This window comes from Bacillus sp. FSL E2-0195 (assembly GCF_038003645.1).
GTDB classification, from domain to species: domain Bacteria; phylum Bacillota; class Bacilli; order Bacillales; family Bacillaceae_G; genus Bacillus_A; species Bacillus_A mycoides.
The window spans coordinates 2,867,544-2,890,778 of sequence record NZ_JBBOPN010000001.1; the positions used below are offsets into that span (position 1 = coordinate 2,867,544).

At 35.3% G+C, this 23,235-nt stretch carries 20 protein-coding genes, 2 pseudogenes and 3 other annotated features; of the genes and pseudogenes, 7 read left to right on the forward strand and 15 right to left on the reverse strand.

Annotated features, from left to right (window positions below):
- Positions 1 to 7 precede the first annotated feature (7 nt).
- From aroA to MHH59_RS14825, 6 genes are all read right to left on the reverse strand, one after another.
- Positions 8 to 1,297, reverse strand: a complete 1,290-nt coding sequence (gene aroA / locus MHH59_RS14800; RefSeq protein ID WP_340851619.1) for a 3-phosphoshikimate 1-carboxyvinyltransferase — start codon at positions 1,295 to 1,297, stop codon at positions 8 to 10.
- Between the two features lie 16 nt (positions 1,298 to 1,313).
- Positions 1,314 to 2,414 (reverse strand): prephenate dehydrogenase, encoded by a 1,101-nt coding sequence (tyrA, locus tag MHH59_RS14805; protein ID WP_002168163.1) that lies wholly within the window; start codon positions 2,412 to 2,414, stop codon positions 1,314 to 1,316.
- The gene (gene hisC, locus MHH59_RS14810) at positions 2,407 to 3,507 is read right to left on the reverse strand and encodes a histidinol-phosphate transaminase (RefSeq protein WP_340851620.1); all 1,101 of its coding nucleotides are present in this window, start codon (positions 3,505 to 3,507) and stop codon (positions 2,407 to 2,409) included. The genes tyrA and hisC overlap by 8 nt, the downstream gene beginning before the upstream one ends.
- Positions 3,508 to 3,525: 18 nt before the next feature.
- Positions 3,526 to 4,698 carry a chorismate synthase gene (gene aroC / locus MHH59_RS14815; protein WP_002013434.1) on the reverse strand — a complete coding sequence of 391 codons (1,173 nt, stop codon included), beginning with the start codon at positions 4,696 to 4,698 and terminating at the stop codon, positions 3,526 to 3,528.
- 53 nt (positions 4,699 to 4,751) lie between these two features.
- Positions 4,752 to 4,971 (reverse strand) — a binding site (T-box leader).
- Positions 4,972 to 4,980: 9 nt separating this feature from the next.
- Positions 4,981 to 6,057 (reverse strand): bifunctional 3-deoxy-7-phosphoheptulonate synthase/chorismate mutase, encoded by a 1,077-nt coding sequence (locus MHH59_RS14820; protein WP_002013433.1) that lies wholly within the window; start codon positions 6,055 to 6,057, stop codon positions 4,981 to 4,983.
- A gap of 194 nt (positions 6,058 to 6,251) precedes the next feature.
- Positions 6,252 to 6,488: a binding site (T-box leader), on the reverse strand.
- 54 nt (positions 6,489 to 6,542) lie between these two features.
- Positions 6,543 to 6,779: a binding site (T-box leader), on the reverse strand.
- Between the two features lie 108 nt (positions 6,780 to 6,887).
- Positions 6,888 to 10,400, reverse strand: a complete 3,513-nt coding sequence (locus MHH59_RS14825) for a DUF4020 domain-containing protein (protein WP_002127866.1) — start codon at positions 10,398 to 10,400, stop codon at positions 6,888 to 6,890.
- A gap of 150 nt (positions 10,401 to 10,550) precedes the next feature.
- On the opposite strand from MHH59_RS14825, the gene MHH59_RS14830 reads away from it, so the two are divergent.
- Positions 10,551 to 10,988, forward strand: coding sequence for a YndM family protein (locus MHH59_RS14830; protein WP_002127868.1), 438 nt, complete (start codon positions 10,551 to 10,553; stop codon positions 10,986 to 10,988).
- A gap of 181 nt (positions 10,989 to 11,169) precedes the next feature.
- Here MHH59_RS14830 and MHH59_RS14835 read toward each other — a convergent pair whose 3' ends face one another.
- On the reverse strand, positions 11,170 to 11,694 hold the full coding sequence (locus MHH59_RS14835; protein WP_002032801.1) for a cysteine hydrolase family protein: 525 nt from the start codon (positions 11,692 to 11,694) through the stop codon (positions 11,170 to 11,172).
- A 42-nt stretch (positions 11,695 to 11,736) separates the two neighbouring features.
- Positions 11,737 to 12,276, reverse strand: coding sequence for a GNAT family N-acetyltransferase (locus MHH59_RS14840; protein WP_003189954.1), 540 nt, complete (start codon positions 12,274 to 12,276; stop codon positions 11,737 to 11,739).
- 220 nt (positions 12,277 to 12,496) lie between these two features.
- Here MHH59_RS14840 and MHH59_RS14845 point away from each other — a divergent pair, with 220 nt between their 5' ends.
- Complete coding sequence (locus MHH59_RS14845; protein ID WP_003189952.1) at positions 12,497 to 13,000, forward strand: kinase; 504 nt, start codon at positions 12,497 to 12,499, stop codon at positions 12,998 to 13,000.
- Positions 13,001 to 13,029: 29 nt separating this feature from the next.
- Here MHH59_RS14845 and MHH59_RS14850 read toward each other — a convergent pair.
- The 3 genes and pseudogenes from MHH59_RS14850 to MHH59_RS14860 all read right to left on the reverse strand — a co-directional run bounded on the left by MHH59_RS14850 (position 13,030) and on the right by MHH59_RS14860 (position 16,524).
- Positions 13,030 to 13,705 (reverse strand): annotated as a pseudogene (locus MHH59_RS14850) (hypothetical protein).
- A 500-nt stretch (positions 13,706 to 14,205) separates the two neighbouring features.
- Positions 14,206 to 15,816 carry a cell wall-binding protein EntB gene (gene entB / locus MHH59_RS14855; RefSeq protein ID WP_340851623.1) on the reverse strand — a complete coding sequence of 537 codons (1,611 nt, stop codon included), beginning with the start codon at positions 15,814 to 15,816 and terminating at the stop codon, positions 14,206 to 14,208.
- 216 nt (positions 15,817 to 16,032) lie between these two features.
- Positions 16,033 to 16,524, reverse strand: a complete 492-nt coding sequence (locus MHH59_RS14860; protein WP_340851627.1) for a nitroreductase — start codon at positions 16,522 to 16,524, stop codon at positions 16,033 to 16,035.
- Between the two features lie 261 nt (positions 16,525 to 16,785).
- Here MHH59_RS14860 and MHH59_RS14865 point away from each other — a divergent pair, with 261 nt between their 5' ends.
- Both MHH59_RS14865 and MHH59_RS14870 read left to right on the forward strand, forming a co-directional pair.
- Positions 16,786 to 17,166, forward strand: a complete 381-nt coding sequence (locus tag MHH59_RS14865; protein WP_002127880.1) for a VOC family protein — start codon at positions 16,786 to 16,788, stop codon at positions 17,164 to 17,166.
- Positions 17,167 to 17,218: 52 nt separating this feature from the next.
- Positions 17,219 to 17,704, forward strand: coding sequence for a GNAT family N-acetyltransferase (locus tag MHH59_RS14870; protein WP_002127881.1), 486 nt, complete (start codon positions 17,219 to 17,221; stop codon positions 17,702 to 17,704).
- A 100-nt stretch (positions 17,705 to 17,804) separates the two neighbouring features.
- Here the strand turns inward: MHH59_RS14870 and MHH59_RS14875 are convergent, their stop codons facing one another.
- Together MHH59_RS14875 and MHH59_RS14880 are read right to left on the reverse strand one after the other, a co-directional pair.
- Complete coding sequence (locus MHH59_RS14875) at positions 17,805 to 18,350, reverse strand: NADPH-dependent FMN reductase (protein ID WP_002189990.1); 546 nt, start codon at positions 18,348 to 18,350, stop codon at positions 17,805 to 17,807.
- Between the two features lie 90 nt (positions 18,351 to 18,440).
- Positions 18,441 to 18,580: pseudogene (locus tag MHH59_RS14880) on the reverse strand (sigma-70 family RNA polymerase sigma factor); the annotation flags it as partial.
- Positions 18,581 to 18,710: 130 nt separating this feature from the next.
- Between MHH59_RS14880 and MHH59_RS14885 the strand changes: the two are divergent.
- A complete protein-coding gene (locus MHH59_RS14885) occupies positions 18,711 to 19,193 on the forward strand; it encodes a hypothetical protein (RefSeq protein ID WP_002127885.1) in 483 nt (160 codons plus the stop codon).
- Positions 19,174 to 19,302, forward strand: coding sequence for an IS66 family insertion sequence element accessory protein TnpB (tnpB, locus tag MHH59_RS14890; RefSeq protein ID WP_002127887.1), 129 nt, complete (start codon positions 19,174 to 19,176; stop codon positions 19,300 to 19,302). The genes MHH59_RS14885 and tnpB overlap by 20 nt, the downstream gene beginning before the upstream one ends.
- Before the next feature lie 262 nt (positions 19,303 to 19,564).
- Here tnpB and MHH59_RS14895 read toward each other — a convergent pair whose 3' ends face one another.
- On the reverse strand, positions 19,565 to 20,101 hold the full coding sequence (locus MHH59_RS14895; RefSeq protein ID WP_002127888.1) for a DinB family protein: 537 nt from the start codon (positions 20,099 to 20,101) through the stop codon (positions 19,565 to 19,567).
- A gap of 112 nt (positions 20,102 to 20,213) precedes the next feature.
- Positions 20,214 to 21,260, reverse strand: a complete 1,047-nt coding sequence (locus MHH59_RS14900; RefSeq protein WP_002127890.1) for a DUF2332 domain-containing protein — start codon at positions 21,258 to 21,260, stop codon at positions 20,214 to 20,216.
- A 421-nt stretch (positions 21,261 to 21,681) separates the two neighbouring features.
- On the opposite strand from MHH59_RS14900, the gene MHH59_RS14905 reads away from it, so the two are divergent.
- Positions 21,682 to 23,184 (forward strand): malate:quinone oxidoreductase, encoded by a 1,503-nt coding sequence (locus MHH59_RS14905; RefSeq protein WP_002127892.1) that lies wholly within the window; start codon positions 21,682 to 21,684, stop codon positions 23,182 to 23,184.
- The last annotated feature ends 51 nt before the right edge of the window (positions 23,185 to 23,235 follow it).

Genomic DNA, 23,235 nt, shown 5'->3' on the forward strand with positions numbered 1-23,235 from the left:
CATCACTTTATTTAGCTAACGTTTGCAGTTCTTCAAAAAATGTAGGATACGATACACCTACTGCTTCTGCATCTTCAATCGTTGTTTCTCCTTCAGCTATACAGCCGGCAATCGCAAGCATCATTCCAATGCGGTGATCACCGTGACTATGTACTGTATTTCCTTTTAGCTTACATTTACCGTAAATAATCATTCCGTCGTCGGTCGCTTCAATACGAGCTCCTAGTTTCGTTAGTTCAGCAACGACTGTATCGATACGATTCGTTTCTTTCACTTTTAGCTCGTGTGCATCTTTAATGACTGTAATTCCATCTGCTTGTGTTGCCGCTAAAGCGATAATTGGGATTTCATCAATCAGTCGTGGAATGATATCTCCACCGATTTCGATTCCTTTCAGCGGCGATGTTTCAATTGTAATATTTGCAGCAGGTTCTGATGCTCCTTCGTTAATCTGCTCTACAGTAAACGTAGCGCCCATTTTCTCAAGAACATCAATAATACCTGTACGAGTCGGATTCATTCCCACATTTTGTAATAGTAGTTTACTATTTGGAATAATTGCACCTGCTACTAAGAAAAATGCCGCTGATGATACATCACCTGGCACTTGAACATCTGTTGCGGTTAACTTCTGTCCTCCTGCTAGTTTCACTGTTTTCCCCACGCGAGTTACTGTAACGCCAAACGCCTCAAGCATTCTTTCTGTATGATCGCGGGAAATATGAGGTTCTGTAACAGCTGTTACACCTTCTGCGCGAAGGCCTGCAAGTAAAATAGCTGATTTCACTTGCGCACTTGCTACCGGTGAAGTATATTCAATCGCCTTTAAATTCCCGCCTCGTATTGTGAACGGCGTAAACGTTCCGTCTTTTCGGCCATCAATTTTTGCACCCATTTGCTTTAGTGGATTTGTTACACGTTGCATCGGTCTCTTCGCAATTGAAGCATCACCTTGCACGCAAGAAAAGAATGGTGTGTTTGCAAGTATTCCTGACATTAATCGAATCGTTGTACCAGAATTACCAACATCTAATACAGCTTTTGGCTCTTGTAAACCTTCTAATCCTGTTCCAATTACCGTAACTTCGTCTCTATTTTGTGTAATCTCTACTCCCATTTCTTTAAAACAAGAAATAGTACTTAAACAATCCGCACCAGGAAGAAATCCTTTAATTGTTGTTTTACCTTCCGCGATTGCGCCAAACATGACAGCGCGATGGGAAATTGATTTATCTCCAGGGATTGTAATTTTGCCATTCAATCCGTTATTTACAGTTTGTACTGTTTTTTCTTTCACGTTGTCACCCTCCTCATTAAATTGTTTCATACGTTTGGTATTCTTCTTTTCCGAGCGCAATTTTTGCCTGCGTTCGATCCTCTTCTCTTTGGAAACTAATTCGTAAAACTCCGAGCAATCCTTCTCGCGCTTCTAATATTTGCAAGTTCGTAATACTAATTTCTTCTTCTGCTAGAATGCTTGTGATATGGGCTAATGCCCCTACTTTATCTAAAACGTCGACGTATAAGTCGTGATAGGCAGGAATCGCCCCTCTTTTTCGAACTGGTAAAGAGTCACGATATTCTTTCGCATCTGCAAAATAACTTTGTATTTCTCCTGCATCTCCTTTAGAAACCGTCTTATATAGCTCTTCCATTTCTAAAATCCATTCTTCTAATAGTTCCAATAAATGCCCTCGATTTTGCTTTACGATATCACTCCACATTTTCGGACTACTTGATGCAATACGTGTTATATCTTTAAATCCGCCTGCCGCTAGTTGATGAATAAGCGGATTATCACCAGCATGTTTCTCAACTTGTTTTACTAATCCTGCTGCAATTAAATGTGGGAAATGACTAACTATTCCTGTTATATAATCATGTTCTTTTGTATTTAATACAAGAAAATGAGAGCCTGTTCCTTTTAACCATTCTTTCAACTCTTCTACTCGCTCATCTAATACATGATTCATCGGTGTTAAAATGTAAAATGCATTTTCAAATAAATGCGCCTTCGCACTTTCAACTCCTGTTTTGTGAGAACCTGCCATCGGATGTCCGCCGATAAATGAAACTTGCTTTGTTAATAAAGCTTCTGCTTCATTCATGATTGTCCCTTTCGTACTTCCTACATCGGTAACAATGACATCTTCTCGTAAATGAAATGATGCAAGTTTGTGTAACAACTTTTTCGTTTCTTCAACTGGAGAGGCAAATACAATTAAATTTGCCTCCTCACATGCACGCTGTAAATCTACTGCTACTTCATCAACTACATGTAATTCTTTTGCGCGCTCTACTTGCTCTTTAAATATGTCATAACCGATAATCGTTACATCGTGCTCTTTTTTAATCGCTAATGCAAGAGAGCCTCCTATTAATCCAGTACCGATTAATACTACCTTTTTACACATTTGCCTCATCTCGAGACTTACCTTTTTTATTTTCAAAGTGTTGTTTTAACACTGAAATCACTCCTTCATTTTGTTCCCTAGTTCCGATTGTAATACGAACACCATTTGGGAACGGACGAATAATAAACCCTGCATGCGCACAAGCTTCATAAATTTCCCCAGCATCATCTACCGGCAAGAAGATAAAGTTCGTTTGCGACGAATAAAATGGAATTTCATTTTCTGTACAAAAACTCTCGTATTGTTGTAATCCTTCTGTATTAACACGAACTATTTCTTCAATAAACGCTTCATCGTTAAAAGCAATCGTCGCTGCTTTTTGCGCTAATGAAGATACGTTAAATGGCAAACGTACGACATTTAATTTCTCGATTAACTCTTCCTGTCCAATCGCATAACCAACGCGGAAAGAAGCTAATCCGTACGCTTTAGAAAACGTTCTAAGTACAAGAATGTTGTTATGTTTTTCTAGAAGCGGTAATGTCTCAGGGAAATCTTTTGCTGTTACGTATTCATAGTACGCTTCATCAATGACAATTAACGTATTTTCACTAATGCTTTCAATGAATTGAGTCAATTTTCGCTCATTCACATATGTGCCTGTCGGGTTGTTCGGATTACAAATCCATACGATTTTTGTATGTTCATCAACTGCTGAAGAAATTTCATCTAGATCATATACACCGTTCTTTAAAGCAATTTCTTTCACTTCACAGCCTTCAATAATTGCATGATGACGGTACTGAGGGAATGTCGCGCCAGCAGTTACGATATTATCTCCTTTACAGATCACTGCACGACTTATAATTTGAATGACTTCATCAAGTCCACTACCACAAAGCACTTGTTCCATTTGCACTTGTAATTTCTCTGCAATTGTTTGACGGAGTACTTCAGCACCTCCGTCAGGATATAAAGCATGTTCCTGCCACGATTTTTGTAATTCTCCTAAAACACGAGGTGAACAGCCAAATGGATTTTCATTTGATGCTAACTTAACAAATGAATGATTCCCGTATACTTCTTTCATTTGCTCTGGTGATTTACCTGGTTTATACGGTTGTAATGATGATAGTTGATCTTTTACTCGCATGTTAAATCCACCTTTTCATTAAAATTCTTTTGCGTATTTGTTATGTTGCGAAATATTTTGTTTTAGTAATTCCATGCGATCTTTTCCGAATTGCTCGACTAGTGCACCGGCAAGTTCCCATGCAACGACAGCTTCAGCTACAACACCTGCTGCTGGTACTGCACAGCTATCAGATCTCTCAATACTCGCTTGGAACGCTTCTTTCGTATCAATATCTACGCTTGCTAACGGTTTATATAATGTAGGAATTGGCTTCATTACGCCTCTTACGACAATTGGCATACCTGTTGTCATACCGCCTTCTAAACCGCCGGCATTATTCGTATTTCTCGTGTATCCTTTTTCTTCATCCCATAAAATTTCATCGTGCACTTTACTTCCCGGCTGTCTTGCCGCTTCAAAACCAATTCCGATCTCAGCACCTTTAAACGCATTCACACTCATAATAGCACCGGCAAGTTTTGCATCTAATTTGCGGTCGTAATGAACGTAGCTACCAACTCCAATTGGCATTCCTTCTGCAATGACTTCGACAATACCGCCTATAGAATCTCCGCTACTTTTCGCATCATCAATCGCATTCATCATTTCTTGTTCTACTTCTTTATCTAAACATCGAACTGGTGAATTTTCAGTTATCGTTTGAATTTCTTCAATTGGTAAGTTTGAAATACGCTTCGCTTGTACCCCACCAATTTCAAGAACATGTCCTGCGATTTCCACACCTAGTTCTTTCAAAATTTGTTTCGCAACTGCACCAGCAGCAACACGAACTGTCGTTTCTCTTGCAGAAGAGCGCTCTAATACGTTTCTTATATCACGATGGCCGTATTTAATTGCCCCGTTTAAATCCGCATGTCCTGGACGTGGTTTCGTTATAGTACGTTTCATTTCTTTACTTTCTTGCTCCGAAATTGGTTCAGCACCCATTACTTTCGTCCAATGTTTGAAATCATCATTTTTTACGATTAACGTAATTGGTGAACCAAGTGTCATTCCGTGACGTACACCACTTGCAATTTCAACTGTATCTGTTTCAATTTGCATGCGTCTTCCGCGCCCATGCCCTTTTTGTCTTCTTAATAATTCTTTATTAATATGTTCCGCTGTTAATGTTAAACCTGCTGGTACACCTTCTAAAATAACTGTTAACTGCGGCCCATGTGATTCTCCAGCTGTAATGTATCTCATTTCTCTTGCCCCTTTACTATTTTTTTGTACAAAAAAGTCCCTACTGAGCGCTCAGTAGGGACGATGTTTATCGCGGTACCACCCTAGTTGTAGACTTCTTTCGTCTACCTCTCTTCTTCTTTAACGATCGTTTGACCGTCTTTCTCTCCAAAAGTTGGCGGGAAAGATGCTCCAAGGCTGTAATTCATGCTTACCTTTGTACTGATTCACACCGGCCATCAGCTCTCTTTAACAGTGAGATAAGCACTACTGTTTCCTCTTCAGTGCATTTATGATATGGAATTAAGATAATTTATTTTTGAAACCTTTTAACTCATCCATGAATCTATGGAATTCTGGAATATCCATTTGTTGCGCAGAATCTGATAACGCAACTGCTGGGTCTGGATGAACTTCAGCCATTACTGCATCTGCTCCAATTGCAAGTGCTGCTTTCGCTGTTGGTAATAGTAAATCTCTACGTCCAGTTGAATGTGTTACGTCAACGATAACTGGTAAATGTGTTTCTTTCTTTAAAATCGGTACTGCTGAAATATCTAATGTGTTACGTGTCGCTCTCTCGTATGTGCGAATACCGCGCTCACAAAGAATAATTTGGTCATTACCTTGTGCAATAATGTATTCCGCTGCATTAATGAACTCATCAATTGTTGCTGCTAATCCACGTTTTAATAATACTGGCTTATTAACTTTACCTACAGCTCGTAGTAAATCGAAGTTTTGCATGTTACGTGCTCCAACTTGAATTACATCAACGTATTCTAGCGCCATTTCTACGTCATTCGGATTTAAAATTTCACTAATAATCGCTAAGTCGAACTCATCTGCTACTTGTCGTAAAATTTGTAAACCTTCTACTCCTAAACCTTGGAAATCGTATGGAGACGTTCTCGGTTTGAAAGCACCGCCGCGCATTAATTTAAGTCCTTGATCTTTCATCGCTTGCCCTACTTGGCGAACTTGCTCTAAACTTTCTACCGCACAAGGTCCCATGATGAACGTTTGTGTTCCGTTTCCAATCAATTCACCTTTAACATTAACAATTGTATTTTCTTTTTTCTTTTTACGTGAAACTAGTAATGCTTTACGGTTATCATCTTCTTGTAATTCTAAGCTTGCTTTGAAAATCGTTTTGAAAATATGTTGAATCGTTGACGTTTCGAATGGTCCTTCGTTATGCTCTGCAAGCATATCAAGTACTTCACGCTCACGTACTGGATCAAAGCGTTTCGTACCTTGTACTTGTTTTTGCTCCCCAATCTTTTGAACGATTTCACCGCGTTTGTTTAATAGGTGTAATAGTTGTAAGTTAATTTCATCTACCTGTTTACGTAATTGATCTAATTCATGATTTGCCATTTGGAAATCCTCCTCTAATGTTTTAAAAGTATAGTAAGAGAATAAAAAATTCTCTATTTTCTGAACTGGTTAATTATACAAATTTAAAGTGGAATCGATACCTCTTCTTATTTTAAACTAATAATTACCATAAAGACACTAACTACTAGTTAATAAGCCACTTTTTTGTACAAAAAAGCCCTACTGATTCAATCAGTAGGGACGATATTTATCGCGGTACCACCCTAGTTGTAGACTTATTTCGCCTACCTCTCTTCATTGTTAACGATCATCTGACCGTCTTTCCCTTCATAAAGACAATAACTATCTTTACTACGAAAAAGATGCTCCAGGACTGTAATTCGCTCTTGTTTTTGTACTGGTTCACACCAACCACCAGCTCTCTGTTACAGGGAAACAACAACTACTGCTTTTCCTTTCAATGCATGACTATTTTATTTTCAAGTTGGACCACTAAAATACAAAAAGTCCCTACTGAATAAATCAGTAGGGACGATATTTATCGCGGTACCACCCTAGTTGTAGACTATATTTCTGTCTACCTCTCTTCACTGTTAACGATCATTTGACCGCTTTTCCTTCATAAAGACAATAGTATCTTTACTACGAAAAAGATGCTCCAAGACTGTAATTCATGATTATCCCTGTACTGGTTCACACCAACCACCAGCTCTCTGTTACAGTAAGACTAACCACTACTGTGATCTCTTCATTGCACTTTGTTTATTCAAATGTTTTTGAAATTGAATAAGTATGATTCGTATTATAGAACGCTTTTCAAAACACTGTCAATAACTTTTTATATATTTTTTTAAAATTCCACTTCCGCCCTATGATTCCTCTTGTAAATTCTCCGTTACGATTCCGATGCGAATTATTTCATTTTCTATTAAATTTAATACATGTCTTTCTACTTCATACCTGGTTAATAGTTCTTTTACTTGTATGATCTCACTTTCAAGTAAATCGGCTTCTTGACACGTCTGCAGTAAAGTGAAAAACACATTTGCATACAATTCTTTATACGCTTTCATACGCTCTTTCTTTTCAAGTATCTCTATAAACAACTGTTTCATTTCTTCTTGATTAGATTGTCCTTCCACACCTTGAAATTTACTAGAAATAATATTTAATCCTTTTTCTAAAACCTCATCCATGCATAAAACAATACGTAAAAGCATCATATATTCTCTCGTTGTTATTACGCCCATTTTCGGACGTTCTCTTAAAAACACACTAAGCCACGCTGTCCAAAATTTTTGTTGTTCCTTACCACTTAACGTTTTTACGTAGTAGCATAAATACTGCATAAATTTAATTTTATTCTCTTCGTTTTCTTGCATCAAAAGTGGATATAACCAATCTGTTTTTTGCTCCCAATATAATACGCATTTAATAAATACAAAGCTAAGCCATTTTAAAAATGCTTCTCTCGTATATGGATGTAGTGCATCTAAATGTTCTACTGCATACTTAATATATCGTCTTATTTCTGTAAACAAAGGTAGATTAATTTGCGTATAACATAATCCCGCCCACGCATATTTCGTAAGCTCACTTTCTTTCTTTAAATCTAAGTAAGGTAGTACATTTTTCCGACACCATTGCTTCTCAATATGGTATAAAAACGTAATATCTGCTGTTAAACGAGCTAACATAAAGTTCGTTCGTTCCGAAGTAACCCTTACCTGTTCTTCAAATAAAAATAAATATTCATATACATTGCGATCATATAAGTGATCGTACGCTAACAGTTTTAGCAATACAGCTGTCATCTTCCCAACAGGATGCTGTATAGACTCATTGTAAAACTCTTGTTTTCCAATTTTAAAATCTGTTTCCCCTCTCATAACATGTGGAAATACTGAAAAAGCAAAGCGCTTTACAACCCGTATACTGTTTTCTTCTAGCTCTTCTAATCGATTGCTAATTTCATATAGAAAACTACTAATTAGCCAATGAAAAGCAGTATTTCTAATAAATTTCTGCAATAACGGAATGATTTTTTGAATTTGTTCATTCGTCAAATTCCGGTTATTTCGCCACTCTCTTATACACACAAACCATACTTCATTACTAATTTCGTGCACGCCTACTAGTTGATAAGCAAACGAAATACTCCACTCTACATTCAATTTACACGCTTTTGATAACATCTCTAAAAAATGGCGTTGTTCAAAAACACCGTCTCTTGAAAATTGCCGAACTTGCTCCATTATTTCATCGTCTTTCAGCTGTAGTAATCCATCAGCTGTTACATTGCATGTAATACGTTGTTCATTTGCCTCTTTCTTTGGAACACTGTATAGATCTGAAGAAAAATGGGGGTGTTTCTGTTTCATTAGCTCGTATCCTTCCGCCGTACACTTACTATTCGAATCACACGTGAATAGTAAGTCTAATACAAGACAAGCATCAAACGCCCTCTCTTCTGCAAGATACTCTAATACATGTTGAATTACTTCTTCTTTCGTTTCCTCTAAAGCATCTGCGTAATAATTCTTTAAAAGTTGAAACACTTCATGTTTACATGTGAAATCTAACAGAACATCTACATGTAACAACCACTTCAGTTTGTCATCCGCTGTAACGAATACATTATTAATCATTGCTTCAATTGCAATTCGCTTTTGAAGTACACTATCAGTTTCTATCATTTCTGTAATATAATGATTTGCTTTTTTCTCATTGTTTTCACATAAATATGTAAGACACTCTTTTACAATTTGAATTAAAAATGTAAAATCATTTTGCTGTAACTCCTGCTCTGAAATTTCTCTATCTCTTCTTTTCAGTGCATTTTGTCTTAATGACAATAGTTGTATCTTTTCTAACCCCGTAACCATAATCGGATTTGCGTAGTAAGCGATATGTGGTCTCATTTTCTCTTTCCAAATTCGCTCCACATGAGAAAAAATAGGCATCGGTATACGACTCGATTCCTCGAGTTCAATCGACTCTTGCGTATCATTTCCCCATCTTCTTACACGCTTCAATTTAAGTTTCCCATCTAAAATAAACGTTAATAGCAACAAGCCAATTTCTTTATGCTCAGGGAAAGAACATTTTTGCAATAAATATGTGATTATTTCAATAGAGCTACTATCTTTCTCTGCTGTTTCTAATAAAAGCAATGTCCATCTTGCAAACAACAAAGGGTCCATCGTTTCTTTCGTTTCGTTTAAGTAACTACAAATTGTTCGCCACCATAACGGGGATATTTTGGAATGATTTTTAAAAATCAATTGAAATAGTTCTTTTTGATGACTAAATAGAAATTGCTCCACTAACCATTCCGCAAGCAATTCATCTACTTCATCATAATTTGCTGTAAGCAGAAATAAATTTCTTAGTTTCCCTTCTGCTTCAAGCCATTCCACCCATTCATAATCACGAGCAAATTCAACGAAGTACCGAACGGTTTCAATTTTTTTTATTGACTGTTTTATATAGGATAATTGCTCCTGCTCTACTGATGGAGGAACGGTTACAATATCACGAATACGCATTCTTTTCGTAATATAATTATCCCCCATTAATTCCGCCCACCGCTTCACCGCTTTCACAAGCGCCTGATGATTATTTGCTTTATTCGGATACACAATCGGTCTTATCCCTAAATGCTCCCAATGATATGTATTATCACCTTGTGCGACGAAAGCATAACGCCTTGTACTCGGTGGTAAGCCTGTTGCTAAATATTTCATTACAGGATCATTATGACTATACCCAACGAATAAAACAGTGTAATTTGAGAATAGATCAACTAAAAATCGTCTCGCCCACCCTTCTGTTAGGTAAGCCCTTCCAAAATCACCATCCGTTAAAATTAAAGCTTCTTTCTCTTGTTCTACATTCCCATGTATGTAAGCCAACCCTTTAAACGCTCTCCCTGTCGGTAAAGCAGGTGCATAATAAATATTCAGCTCTCTATTCATTTCTGTAATTACAGACGTAAAATGTTGATCAAAGTTTGTCGTTACAATTCGAACATCCGTATCTAACGGAAACAGCCTTGGAATCGCATAGTGTAATGGATTTGGTTTTGATTTTTCTATATTAACGAGGTCTCTTGCAACTTGATGCACATCTTTCGTTTTCGCAATTTTACCGAGATAATAATCGTGGGGTTCTGTCATCTCACGCCTTTCGACATATAAAGCTTTCGAAATTTCATCAACTAAATCATCGAAATTCGGTAAGTTTGATTTCCCCTTCATAGAAACTCCTGCTCCAACGAATAATACTAACTTACCTTGTTCAAGGTGATCGATTAACTCATCTGGAATTTCTACTTCTGAAGTTATCCACATCCCGGATTCCCCCTTACCTAAAAATGTCATACGCTCTCATTTCACTATAACATTTTTTGATTATTTTTTTAATATTTAGATAAAATTTCAGCATGATAAAGTTTTATATAAATTAAACCGTTCCAATGTATGAACTCCTGTATTTATTGTAAAACTATGTATAAATGGGAGGTGTAAATATTGAATGATATTACTGTAATACTTATCAAATTTATATCATGCATCATCGCTTTTAGTATTGGACTAGCTCTATTTTTCCCAGCAACGCTCGTCCAAATCATTTCTTTTAGTCTCTTCGTCACAATCATTTCTTATATGTTTGTTGATAAAATTATTTTAAATCGAATTGGCAATTCCGCTGCCATTATGACGGATTTCTTACTTACGTACTTAAGTGTTTGGATTTTCGGTAATATTTTATTAGACAACTACATGCAAATTGCATGGGGCAGTATCCTTTCTGCCATCGTCTTTACATTATCAGAAGTAATCGTCCATCGCTTTTCTAATTCCCACACAAGGCACAGCAATGATAACATTCGAATTAATCGCCGGTTTGCATATGGTACCGAGTTTGCTGAAGAACAGAATGTGTTGGATAAAGATAAGAAGAAATAACGTTTTCGTGAAGGAGTACCCTTGTTGATAATGTGGTACTCCTTTTTGTTTTTTTGTGATATCAATACGGTGAATGAAATTATATCAACAATTCGACAAGAAATATCGATTTATCGACAACGTTTGATAGCCTATCTTCAAATAAAAAAGCTGCCCCATTAAGAGACAGCAACTTCTGTAATTACGCTTTTACTTTTAAATCTTTTAACGTAATAACATCTGCAAATGATCCAAATACAACATTATGATGTTTTACAATATCTTCAGCGCGTAATACATCTGTGTCAAATGTGCTATGTGCATCACTTACTAATGTTACTTTATACCCTTCACTAAACGCTCTTCGCGTTGTCGTATCAACACAGTACTCTGTTTGCATTCCTGAAATAATAACATGCTCAATCCCTTTTCCTTGTAACACTTCGTTTAAGTTTGTCTTATGGAATGAGTCTGGAGTCGTCTTTTCAACGACAAGCTCCCCTTCTCGCGGAGCAATCGCCGCATGCACTTTCCAGCCATCTGTACCTTTTTCTAACGGATGATCTTTTGGCCCGTTATGTTGTACATAAATAACCGGAATACCATTTGAACGACATTCCCCAATGAGCTCTTGCAACGTTTCTAAAAACTTTTCCCCATTATGTACTGGGATTCCTGCTGTATACATACCCGCTTGCACATCAATAACTAGTAATGCCTTTTTCATTTCACACAGCTCCCTTTATTTTTATAAGCCCCTGCATATTTATTATAATTGTTTATATTCTACCATCCAACAATCTTCTAATTTCCCTTCATGCAGTTCATGTTTCTCTAGTACTTTCACCTTTTTAAACCCGCATTTTTCATAACAGCTTATCGCACGTTCATTATTTACTTTAGGATCCATCGCTATCGCTTCTGCTCCTAAGTTCTCCATTATGTATGTAATTGCTGCTTGAACAAGTTTTGTTCCAATTCCTTTTCCCCAAAAGATCGGTTCACCGATAAATTGGTCCATTCCCCATACATTCTGCGATTCTTCATATCCATATAACGCTTTCCATTCAGAATCAACTGGATACATTTGAATGTAACCGATTGGAACGGCATCAAATTCTATTAAACATCTTTTTTCATGACCGTTTGGATGATGTATAAAATGATCAAGCACCTTTTCTACAGATTGCGGATTATCTCGTCCTTCGTAATACTGCAGGACTTCTGGGTCTGTTAGCCATTTTGAAATGATAGGTGCATCGTTTTTTATTACGTATCTAACTAATAATTTTCCCTTTTGGAATAACATAGGTCACCTCCTTATTAGTTACTCTTATAATAACTTTTCTATATGCGGATAGTAAATTTTTCAAACAGCTTTATTTGCATAATCCCACAATAAGAAATTATTCTGTTCAACCTATACTGAGTATCATAAACTATTATTTAACTAACTAAAAGAATGTTTCCCATAATGAAGTTCTTTTGTAACAGGACCTAAAAAACTAAAACAATTTGGAGATGAGACTTTGAAATCAACATTAATTATTCTTCGAGGAAACTCCGCAAGCGGCAAGACAACTATCGCAAAAGAACTGCAAGAGCATTTCGGGCAAGGAACACTTCTAGTCTCACAAGACGTTGTGCGCAGAGATATGCTAAAAGTTCACGATACAATGGGTAACTTATCTCATGATTTACTATTTGAAATTACGAAGTACGGAAAAGGAAAATGTGAATTTGTTATTTTAGAAGGAATACTAAACAGTCGTAGGTACGGTGAAATGTTAAGAGAATTAATACATTATTTCGAAGGAAACGCTTATACATATTATTTTGACTTATCACTTGAAGAAACGATTAGACGGCATAATACTAGAGAAAAACGACTTGAATTTGGAAAAGATTTATTGAGTAAATGGTATAACCCACACGATACAATTGAGGTTAATAGAGAGACTGTTTTTACAGATGATTTCACGCAAAGAGATATATTTCATGCGATTATTACTGATGTTACGATACAAAAATAAGACTGACTCTTTTTGTCAGTCTTATTTTATTATGTTCCTTGTATTTCAGTTTTCATAACGGAACGATCTTTACATAAGTAATAATATATATTCATCTCACCGAACAGAAAATCAACTACTGAAAATAAGTTCCCGTTCTTCAAGATCTTGTGTAATTGTAGCAACATATTTCATCTCTTTCGAACAAGTTGGACATCCTAAATCTTCTGGAGCATCATCGTATAGGGGCGCTCCTACCAATCTACATACATATTCCGAACCGAATAAGTCAAAAGCTTCCCAGTAACTATCTTCATCAGTAGGTATATCTTCATTTTTCATATTCGTTAGCTTTACATTAGTTTTTGGAAGATTGACCGGTAGCTTATACTCAGCTTCCATAATCCACTCTTCCGTATTGTCTTGTTTTATTATTTGTACCGTTTTGCCCCCATTACTTAATTGAAAATATTGCGGCTCCCACACCATCGCACAATTCAAGCAAGAGATGAATGGTAATACAATCAATTCATCATTTTTAAGTTCAGCAAGTTTCTCATCTTTCAAATCAAAACAAAAAATTTGATGCATTTTCTCACCGCATAACTTACACAATGGTACTTCACAATCTTGACCACCGAAATAATGATTATATGAATCTTTCCCTTCCATTACTCTATACCCTTTTATTCCATCCCAATGTTCGCCATATAATTCCATTGTCATATTCTATCCTCTTCTCGCTTATAAAGGTAATCCTCGATACTAATCTTTTAATAACTTTCGGTACATAAAACATTTTTTATTGTTGCTAATCATCATTTTTCTCATTCTTATCACCGTTATCTTTTTGGTATGAATACGATAATAAAATAATAACAATTTACAAGAAGACTGAGTTCTGTATCCATTCTGACACTATAGGGATTTGGAACGTTATAAACCCTAGTATAAGACTAAATAAAACAATTACTATTTTATGAATATTTTTCTCCTATTTATCTAATTGTATTTTAATAGTGATAGAAGAACAATATGGTTGTCAGAAATACAAATAAGGATTATATAATTCAATAGGGTTACTTTTACTGCTCACGGTACTCAGCAGCAAAATTAAGGTTTTATTCTTTTACATATCCTTCAAATTTTTCCAATGAATAACATTAAGGTAAAAAATAAAAGCCAGTCTCAATAAAGAGAACTGACTTCTATTTGGATAACCATTATTATAAAATTTTTACTTTAACAGTTTGTCTTCCCCAGTTCATAGCTTTACTTTTTGAACCCATTAAAACATCAATACGATTTCCTTTAATAGCACTACCAGTATCACCAGCAATAGCTTCTCCATAACCTTCTACCCATACTTTAGATCCTAATGGGATTACCTTCGGATCTACTGCAATAATTCTCATATTAGGATTTTCCGTTAAATCATGACCCATCGCAGTTAAAACGCGTCCACCATATGTACCATTTTCACTTGGATCAGCAGTATATGCTGTCGCTACTACCGTTAATTCACGTTTAGCAGACTGTGTGTTATTTTTAGATACTTCTTGTGTCTTTGTTGCTTCTTTTGCTTTCGCTTTTTCTATTTCTCGTGCTTGCGCTTCTTCCTTAGCCTTTGCTATTTCCTGCGCTTTTGCTTTTGCTTCTTCTTTAGCTTTTTCTATTTCTCGTGCTTTTGCTTCTTCCTTAGCCTTTGCTATTTCTTGTGCTTTTGCTTTTTCCATTTCTCGTACTTTTGCTTCTTCTTTAGCTTTTGCTATTTCTTGCGCTTTCGCTTCTTCTTTTACTTTTTCTATTTCTTGTGCTTTTGCTTCTTCCTTAGCTTTTGCTATTTCTTGCGCTTTCGCTTCTTCTTTTACTTTTTCTATTTCTTGTGCTTTTGCTTCTTCCTTAGCCTTTGCTATTTCTTGCGCTTTTGCTTCTTCCTTAGCCTTTGCTATTTCTTGTGCTTTTGCTTTTGCTTTTGCTTTTTCCATTTCTCGTACTTTTGCTTCTTCCTTAGCTTTTGCTATTTCTTGCGCTTTCGCTTCTTCTTTTACTTTTTCTATTTCTTGTACTTTTGCTTCTTCCTTGGTCTTTGCTATTTCTTCTGCTTTCATTTCTTCCTTAACTTTTACTCTCTCTGTTACTTTCGCTTCTTCTTTAGGCTTTACTATTTCTTCTGCTTTCGTTTCTTCCTTAACTTTTACTCTCTCTGTTACTTTCGCTTCTTCTTTAGGCTTTACTATTTCTTCTGCTTTCGTTTCTTTCTGCTCTTTTGTTGTTTCTTTCGCTTTTGCTATTTCTTGTACTTTTGCTTCTTTCTGCGTTTTTACTTCTTCCTTTGCTTTAACTGCTTTTTGTACTTTCGCTACTCGCTTCGTTTTCTCTTCCGCTTTCTTTTCAATTGGTGCTGTACTTGATAGGAAAGAAACATTTGCATAAGCTGTTTTTCCTTTATACTCAAATTGCAGCCATCCATCTTTTACTTGATGTGTTGATTCAATTACATCATCTTGTTTCAGTCTGCCAAGAATTTCTGATTCTGTGTTTGCTTCAGTACGTACATTTAATAGGTTTGCTGTTACATGATAAATATCTTTTGTATACTCCGAACTTACAAACAATTCTTTACCATTTAAATCAATTTTTGACCATCCTTCTTCAGTATGTATGACCTTTAACTTTTGTCCTTCTTTTACTTTTTCGACAATTTTTGATTCCGTAGTTGGCTTTTCACGTACGTTAAGTACATCCGCTGTTACGATAGTTTCTGCGATAGCAGATGTGGTAAAAGCCCCCAATCCAAGAACTGTTGCTGTTGCTGCGCCAATTATTTTTTTCATATTAGCCTCCATTGCGTTTTTTTGAGTTCTATCAAATGCTTCCATAAAATTAGGGAATTCCACAGAGTATCAAAACATTTGTAACAGTATATTAATACCACTTAATATACTGTTTTTAAAACTTTCTACTCCAATATTATCAAATTTTCATTTCTAATTCTATACATTATAAATCTACTTATCTTCTATAAACTCTTCATGACCTTCTACTTCACACTAGATAGTTGTCGCAATTCCTGCCAAAAATAAACTTACAATTGCTAAAAATGGCGTTCCAGCTATTGCACCTCTTAAGTGAAACTTATAGTCTTTATATCCTTTCATTTCCTCAGTACTAGGAATAACAACAAATCTTGGAGTAATCCAGCAAAATATAAGCCAATCGATTATTAATAAATCTACTAAATTGAAAATCATTACAATCCCAAAAGTATGTAAATAGGCCTCAATATACAATAATTCCCCATGGTGATGTAGTATATATGTAGAAACTAAAGGCGTTCCGAAGAGAATAATATTGTAAATAATTCCGAAATAAAACGTTTGTTTTTTTTCATTTATCGATTTTGGCAAAACTACTTTTTGAATATCTTTCGGATAATCATTTAACCAAAGGCGAGGATTATAATACGTAGACCCTAATATCATAATAGACAGTATAAAAGACATGGAAATACCGACAATCACCATTTGTTCAAATTGCCCCACAAATGTCCCTCCTTATTTGAAATTTTGACGTACGTAATTCACTTAATTAGACATTGTATGCATGTTATGACTTAAAAATTATCTAATACCATTAATAAAATTTTTTCATTACAATCCGCTTTTTCCTAACGTCCATTCTTATTTCTTGCAATATGCATGCAAATTTAATAAAGTGAACATCTAATTAGTGTTGTTGAATTTCGCTAATTATTACAGAGTACATATTTTTTAATTTACATAAAGAATGGGTTAGTGAAACGAATGAAAATCGAACATATAGCAATTTGGGTAAATGATTTAGAATTAATGCGTACTTTCTATACAAAGTACTTTAACGGTAAAGCAAACTCTTTATATCATAATGAAGCGAAACACTTTGAATCTTATTTTATTACGTTCGAATCTGGAGCGCGCCTTGAAATTATGCGTAAGAAAGGCATAGAAAACGAGCCTAACCTAAATATCACTGGCTATGCACACATGGCTTTCTCTGTTGGTAGTGAAGAACGTGTAAATGAACTAACAAAAACGTTAAAAGAAGCTGGTTCTCCTTTATTAAATGGACCACGTTTCACTGGAGATGGCTATTACGAAAGTGTAATTAGTGATCCGGAAGGCAATCAAATAGAGATCACTATTTAACTATCGTTTATCTTTTCTGAAGAACTAATAAAAATTCGTTTGGAGGAACCCTATGCATAAACTGCATTTCAAAAAATTTGAAGCAACAGATTTTAGTCCATATTTCCAGCTCGTATCAAATGAAAGAGTGATGGCACAAATTACAGAGCGTGCTATTCCGCTAGAAGAGGCACAAAACGACTATGAAAAATTGTTAAGGCGCAATGAAAAGCATAAACTGTTTGGGTCTTATAAAGTTTATGACAGTGCAACAAATGAATTTATCGGCCTTGGACATGTAACAGTGAATGAAGATAATGTAAAAGAAGCTGAAATTGGGTATATGATTTTGCCAGAGCACTGGGGAAAAAGATATGGTAGTTATATCGCAAGAGAATTAATTGAAATAGCGAAGCAGACAGATGTAAGCGTACTAAAAGCAATTATCGATCCGAGCAATACCCCCTCTCGGAAGATTTTACTAAACGTTGGTTTTACATCTGAAAAAGTTTGCGAGATTGATGGATTGCCTGGGGAGATTTTGAGTACATATATTTAACTATATAAAAAGGCAATGCTACATTTGAACTAACCGTAGCATTGCCTTTATCTTTTTTTATTATAAAAGTCCCATTTTCACCTTAATACGAACTACATCACTATTTCTTTATCTCGTCTACTACACTTTGAACTAAAGAGATAAGAGCTTTCTTTGTATCCTCATCTGTTACTTTTGCATCATCACTAAATTTAGTTCGCACAGATGGGATTAATAACGAGCCATTTTGAACGACAATTGTATCTAGCATACCTAGTGTAAGTAATAAAGATTCATGGGCTTTATCCCCTCCCGCAATTGATGGTGAAGCTGTTATAATAGCCACTGGCTTTTTATAAAGTTCCGCTGATGAAACAAGCCATTCTAAAGCATTCTTCAAAACTCCTGGAATACTTTTTGCATACTCTGGTGTACAAATAATAAGTGCATGTGCTTCACTTAATGTCTTTCGAAATTCTTCAACAACAACCGGTGCTCCAACTCGATCTACATCCGGATTAAAATGAGGTAGTTCCTCTATCCCATTATAAATAGTGTAATCTATACCTTCTGGAATAAATGCTGCTAAAGTTTTTAATATGTTTGTGTTGGATGATCCTTCCCTAATACTTCCTGAAATCGCTATGATTTTTTTGTGTATACTCATATGATCCCCTCCTACAAACATCATACTTATGCAGTCAGAGAAAAATCAAAAATATTGAACTATTTAACAAGCTGTACATTCATCAATTTTGACATCTTGCTTTTGATTCCCTAATAAAAATACTACTGTCTATAAATATCTTTACTTGTTAATTTATAAATAACTCGAAAGGTTTCTTGGTCTCCAGACTCCATTTTATACAGCCATTCTTTTAATTCTACTTCATCCAAAATTACGTTACCCTCTCATGAGCTTTCACACTATATTCGCCCGTTTCTCACAAAAGGTTCATTTTACATGAAAATTTATTTATTACAATGAAAATATACTATATATTTTACAGAAAGGAGGATTCGTATAATGAACAAAGAAGACAAACTTTATGCTGAAAATGTATTAAAACATCTCTTCATAGGAGCACAAGTTGATGGATTGCAATTTGGTATTTCTCCAACAACTATAAAAATTCATTTTACAAATTTTGAAGCTGCAGTTGATTATGATGGGCAATTATATATCAACATCGAATCGAAATGGTTTTTATTTCATACTCCACCAGAAAAGTACCCTTCTAATGAGGATGAATTTGACGATTATACTGAGGAGGAAGAATATAAGAGAATTTTTGATGTAAGAAGACAAAAAGTTACAAACATACAACTTGCTAATGAATCTCCGCATTTATTTATAACATTTGAGAACGGGCAAATCATGTTTGTAAATGGGTTTCATGACTATTATGAATGCTGGCAAGCTGGGGTCCAATTTGATGATTGGCTTGTAGTTGCTGCACCTGGGAATGAAATCGCTACTTGGACTCCCGATGAATTTACTAATAAATAAGCCGTCAGAAATCACAATAGAAAAAGTATATCTTGCACAAGGGGAAACAGATTTACGTAAATCAATTGATGGACTAGCGACTGTTGTAAAAGAAGAATTTGAAATTTAAAATCACCCCGTTTTAACAGGAAAAAGTGGCATTTTTACTATTTCTAATGTTCGCTAATGCTTATTGCGTGATTTGGTTTCATTGCTACACAAACCCCAATACCCACTCTTAACTTGATGGGCATGTATAGTGCCCCCTATTAGCATCAACGAGAAGGAATAGACCTTGTAAAAAACATTTATAATTCCACTGATACGCAGAAAAATAAAAAGAGAATAATTCAGAAATTCCCTATGAATCATTCTCTTTTTATTTTCATATTTTAACATGCTGGATATGCATTAGAACCCAAATAACGTTCTTTTATAAGTTGACGATGATGAAGCTCATGACCAGCAATAATGTTTGCTAATGCAAGAACTGTGACTTCAGAATTGTTCGCAATTCCCCTTTGTAACCAAGCTTCTTTATCTAAACTTTTAAGCAAATGCATAGTAGATTGGCGAACAACTGTTAAATTCTCAAGAAGATCTTGCATAGATTGCTTATCAAAATCTGCTCTAAGAACATACATATCATCGTTATATCCAGGAAGTTCTGCTGTCTCGCCTCTTGCTATGGAAAGCAATCGATACGCCATGATACGTTCAGTATCCGCAATATGACCGATTACTTCTTTTATACTCCATTTATTAGGAGCATATCTAAAATGTCCCTCACTATCAGAAATATCCTTCAATAAAAGATTCGTTTCCTTCATTTGTTGCTCTAGAATATGTATGATATCTCCATCTGGTATTAAGTTTATGTACGTTGAATAATACGGGTTATATTCATTTGCCTCTGGTCTCTTTTGCATGCTTATCATCCTTTTTATTTTATCCTTATATACAACTTATCATAAATTATTATCATATTAATCAAAAAAATTAATTTTAAAACAAAATGTCCCCATCCTATATAGGATTACATTAACAAAGCGGCTTATCCCCAAGCCCCCAACTAAACCATCTCCCATGCCCTTCCGTTTCCCCAACAGTTTCACAATATTCGTTTCCGTTAATATAATAATCAATATGAAGGTCACGGTCCCACATGTTGTTATATAGGTGGAATACATCACGTTTTGCACCTATTTCTTTAATTTGTTTTTCTAGCTTATGTTTTACATTTTCAGGTATTTGATTTGCGACGTGTGTATGGAAAATGCAGATTACAGCATCTTCCCTTATTTGATTTGCAATGGCTGGAAGAAGTGCTACACCGTCCCCTTCAATTAATTGTACTGATTTTTCTTTTACAAGCGTTGCTGCTTGATCGAATAGTTCAAGTCTTTCTTTATGTTCTGGCCAAATAAGCGCGCGTAACCATAAATAATCTTCTTCATCATTTAAATTATTCACATGTAAATCTAGTCCGATTCTTTCCATAACAGGTGGACTTTGTTCTAAAAAGGAGGGCTTCTTCTCCCCTTTTATTTCTGATTGTAAATGAACATTTGATTGTCTATTTCCATACATTTCTTCCGTTCCATATGAATAACGATATTGATCCCAAAATAGTTGTAATCCCGCACTTGTACCAATTTCTATTAACGCCAATGGTTTGTTCACTTTATTAAATATGTAACAGAAACTTGGATATAAATAGGCACATCGTCTTACTTCATTCGTTTGAACAAGTTTCGTTTGTAATAAAGAGATAATTTCTTCTCGATATACATGGCAAAAATCTTTAAATTGGTAAAAGGCATTTTCAAAATTTATATCAGCATTTTCAACTAAACTTTGATAATAGTTTTTTAAACTGTGCTCTTTTCCTTTTAACAATAAATAATGGACTGCACCTAATAATAAGTTTGGGACTGGTTGACCAGGTTGTGCGTAGGAAGCTAACGTAAGAACTTCCTCATCTTCAGAAATTTTTATTGATAAATATTCGTATAAGTCACTAGATCCTTTACATTCATTCACAGAAAAATTCCGAAATAAGTTTGCGACTTGTTCTTTTGTAAGCATTGGTATCCCTCCTTAATTATTTTCAGAATAATCTTATCATTTATTTGTTATTTACTCTATTTTTTCAAATTAGATGTCACGAAAATAGAATTTTACTAGTTTCCAAAGATAAAACATAAAAATAGAAGTTTTTTTGACATAACATCAAACTGGAATTCTTCTCCAAATCCCGCTTTACTACTATGCTTTTTACCCTTATGACAGAAGAATTCTATGAAATAAAACGTTAAATAGTTTAAAATTATCAGATAACACTAGATATTTTAGTCTATTAATTATTATAATAGACTATGAGATGGTTATATAATTGAGACAAAAAAGGTAAGTACCTAGGTGGGGCCTAGGCGGTGTTTTCTTTTTACGGCTTAGATATAAAAAACACCTACTCTTTTTTGCCAATATAGGGGATGGAGAGATTATCATGAGCAACATGCAGCAAAAAACAGACGTTATCTTAATTGGCGCAGGAATTATGAGCGCAACGTTAGGATCATTACTTAAAGAATTGGCACCTGAATGGGAAATTAAAGTATTTGAAAAACTCGCTAATGCCGGAGAAGAAAGTTCTAACGAATGGAATAATGCTGGTACAGGACATTCTGCGCTATGTGAGCTTAACTATACATCCGAAAAATCTGACGGGTCTATAGATATTGGTAAAGCTGTAAAAGTAAATGAGCAATTTCAACTTTCAAGACAATTTTGGGCTTATCTTGTAAAAAGAAACTTAATTCGTAATCCACAAGATTTTATTATGCCACTACCTCATATGAGTTTGGTGCAAGGGGAAAAAAATGTAGAGTTTCTAAAAAAACGTTTTGAAGCGCTTTCAAAAAACGCTCTATTCCAAGGAATGGAATTTTCTGATGCACCTGACACATTAAAAAAATGGCTTCCACTCATTATGGAAGGTCGTAATTCTAATGAACCTATGGCTGCAACGAAGATTGACTCTGGAACAGATGTTAACTTCGGTGCGTTAACGCGCATGTTATTTGATTACTTAAAAACTAAAAATGTTGAGCTAAACTACAAACATAGTGTTGAAAATATTAAACGCACGAAGAATGGTTTGTGGGAAGTAAAAGTACATGATATGAATAGTGGCAAAATTGAACATCATACTGCGAAATTCGTCTTTATCGGCGGCGGTGGTGGTAGTCTACCTCTACTTCAAAAGACTGGTATTCCTGAGTCAAAACATATTGGAGGATTCCCAGTAAGTGGACTATTTATGGTATGTAAAAACCCAAAAGTTGTAGAGCAGCATCATGCAAAAGTATACGGAAAAGCTAAAGTTGGTGCTCCACCAATGTCTGTACCTCACCTTGATACGAGATATATAGACAATAAAAAAGCTTTACTGTTTGGACCATTTGCAGGCTTCTCACCTAAATTCTTAAAAACTGGCTCAAACCTTGATTTAATTGGTTCTGTAAAACCGAATAACGTCTTAACGATGTTAGCAGCCGGTGTAAAAGAAATGGGATTAACAAAATACTTAATCCAACAAGTTATGTTATCACACGAAAAGCGTATGGAAGAATTACGTGAGTTTATTCCGAACGCTAAAAGTGAAGATTGGGATACTGTCGTTGCTGGACAACGTGTGCAGGTAATTAAAGATACTGATGCAGGTGGTAAAGGAACACTTCAATTTGGTACAGAAGTTGTTAGTGCAAATGACGGATCAATCGCTGCGTTACTTGGTGCTTCTCCAGGTGCTTCTACTGCGGTTCACGTTATGCTTGAAGTATTAGAAAAATGCTTCCCAGAACGTATACTAGAATGGGAGCCAAAGATAAAAGAAATGGTCCCTTCTTACGGCGTGTCACTTACGGAAAATCCAAGACTGTTCCAAGAGCTTCACGCTTCAACAGGGCGCACACTTGGGTTAAATGAAAAAGAAGCTGTTCACAATTAATGAATAGATTAAAAAAACGACATAATAAAAACGTCCGATATATTCGGACGT

Bases quoted from the DNA above. Each gene is read 5' to 3' on its own strand.
- MHH59_RS14865 (WP_002127880.1), top strand. From the start codon at position 16,786: ATGAAAATCGAACATATAGCAATTTGGGTAAATGATTTAGAATTAATG.
- MHH59_RS14870 (WP_002127881.1), top strand. From the start codon at position 17,219: ATGCATAAACTGCATTTCAAAAAATTTGAAGCAACAGATTTTAGTCCA.
- MHH59_RS14840 (WP_003189954.1), bottom strand. From the start codon at position 12,276: ATGTTATTCCAAAAGGGAAAATTATTAGTTAGATACGTAATAAAAAAC.
- MHH59_RS14905 (WP_002127892.1), top strand. From the start codon at position 21,682: ATGAGCAACATGCAGCAAAAAACAGACGTTATCTTAATTGGCGCAGGA.
- entB (WP_340851623.1), bottom strand. From the start codon at position 15,816: ATGAAAAAAATAATTGGCGCAGCAACAGCAACAGTTCTTGGATTGGGG.
- aroC (WP_002013434.1), bottom strand. From the start codon at position 4,698: ATGAGATACATTACAGCTGGAGAATCACATGGGCCGCAGTTAACAGTT.
- MHH59_RS14835 (WP_002032801.1), bottom strand. From the start codon at position 11,694: ATGAAAAAGGCATTACTAGTTATTGATGTGCAAGCGGGTATGTATACA.
- MHH59_RS14895 (WP_002127888.1), bottom strand. From the start codon at position 20,101: ATGCAAAAGAGACCAGAGGCAAATGAATATAACCCGTATTATTCAACG.
- MHH59_RS14820 (WP_002013433.1), bottom strand. From the start codon at position 6,057: ATGGCAAATCATGAATTAGATCAATTACGTAAACAGGTAGATGAAATT.
- MHH59_RS14875 (WP_002189990.1), bottom strand. From the start codon at position 18,350: ATGAGTATACACAAAAAAATCATAGCGATTTCAGGAAGTATTAGGGAA.
- MHH59_RS14900 (WP_002127890.1), bottom strand. From the start codon at position 21,260: ATGCTTACAAAAGAACAAGTCGCAAACTTATTTCGGAATTTTTCTGTG.
- hisC (WP_340851620.1), bottom strand. From the start codon at position 3,507: ATGCGAGTAAAAGATCAACTATCATCATTACAACCGTATAAACCAGGT.
- tyrA (WP_002168163.1), bottom strand. From the start codon at position 2,414: ATGTGTAAAAAGGTAGTATTAATCGGTACTGGATTAATAGGAGGCTCT.
- tnpB (WP_002127887.1), top strand. From the start codon at position 19,174: ATGAATTTACTAATAAATAAGCCGTCAGAAATCACAATAGAAAAAGTA.
- MHH59_RS14825 (WP_002127866.1), bottom strand. From the start codon at position 10,400: ATGACATTTTTAGGTAAGGGGGAATCCGGGATGTGGATAACTTCAGAA.
- MHH59_RS14885 (WP_002127885.1), top strand. From the start codon at position 18,711: ATGAACAAAGAAGACAAACTTTATGCTGAAAATGTATTAAAACATCTC.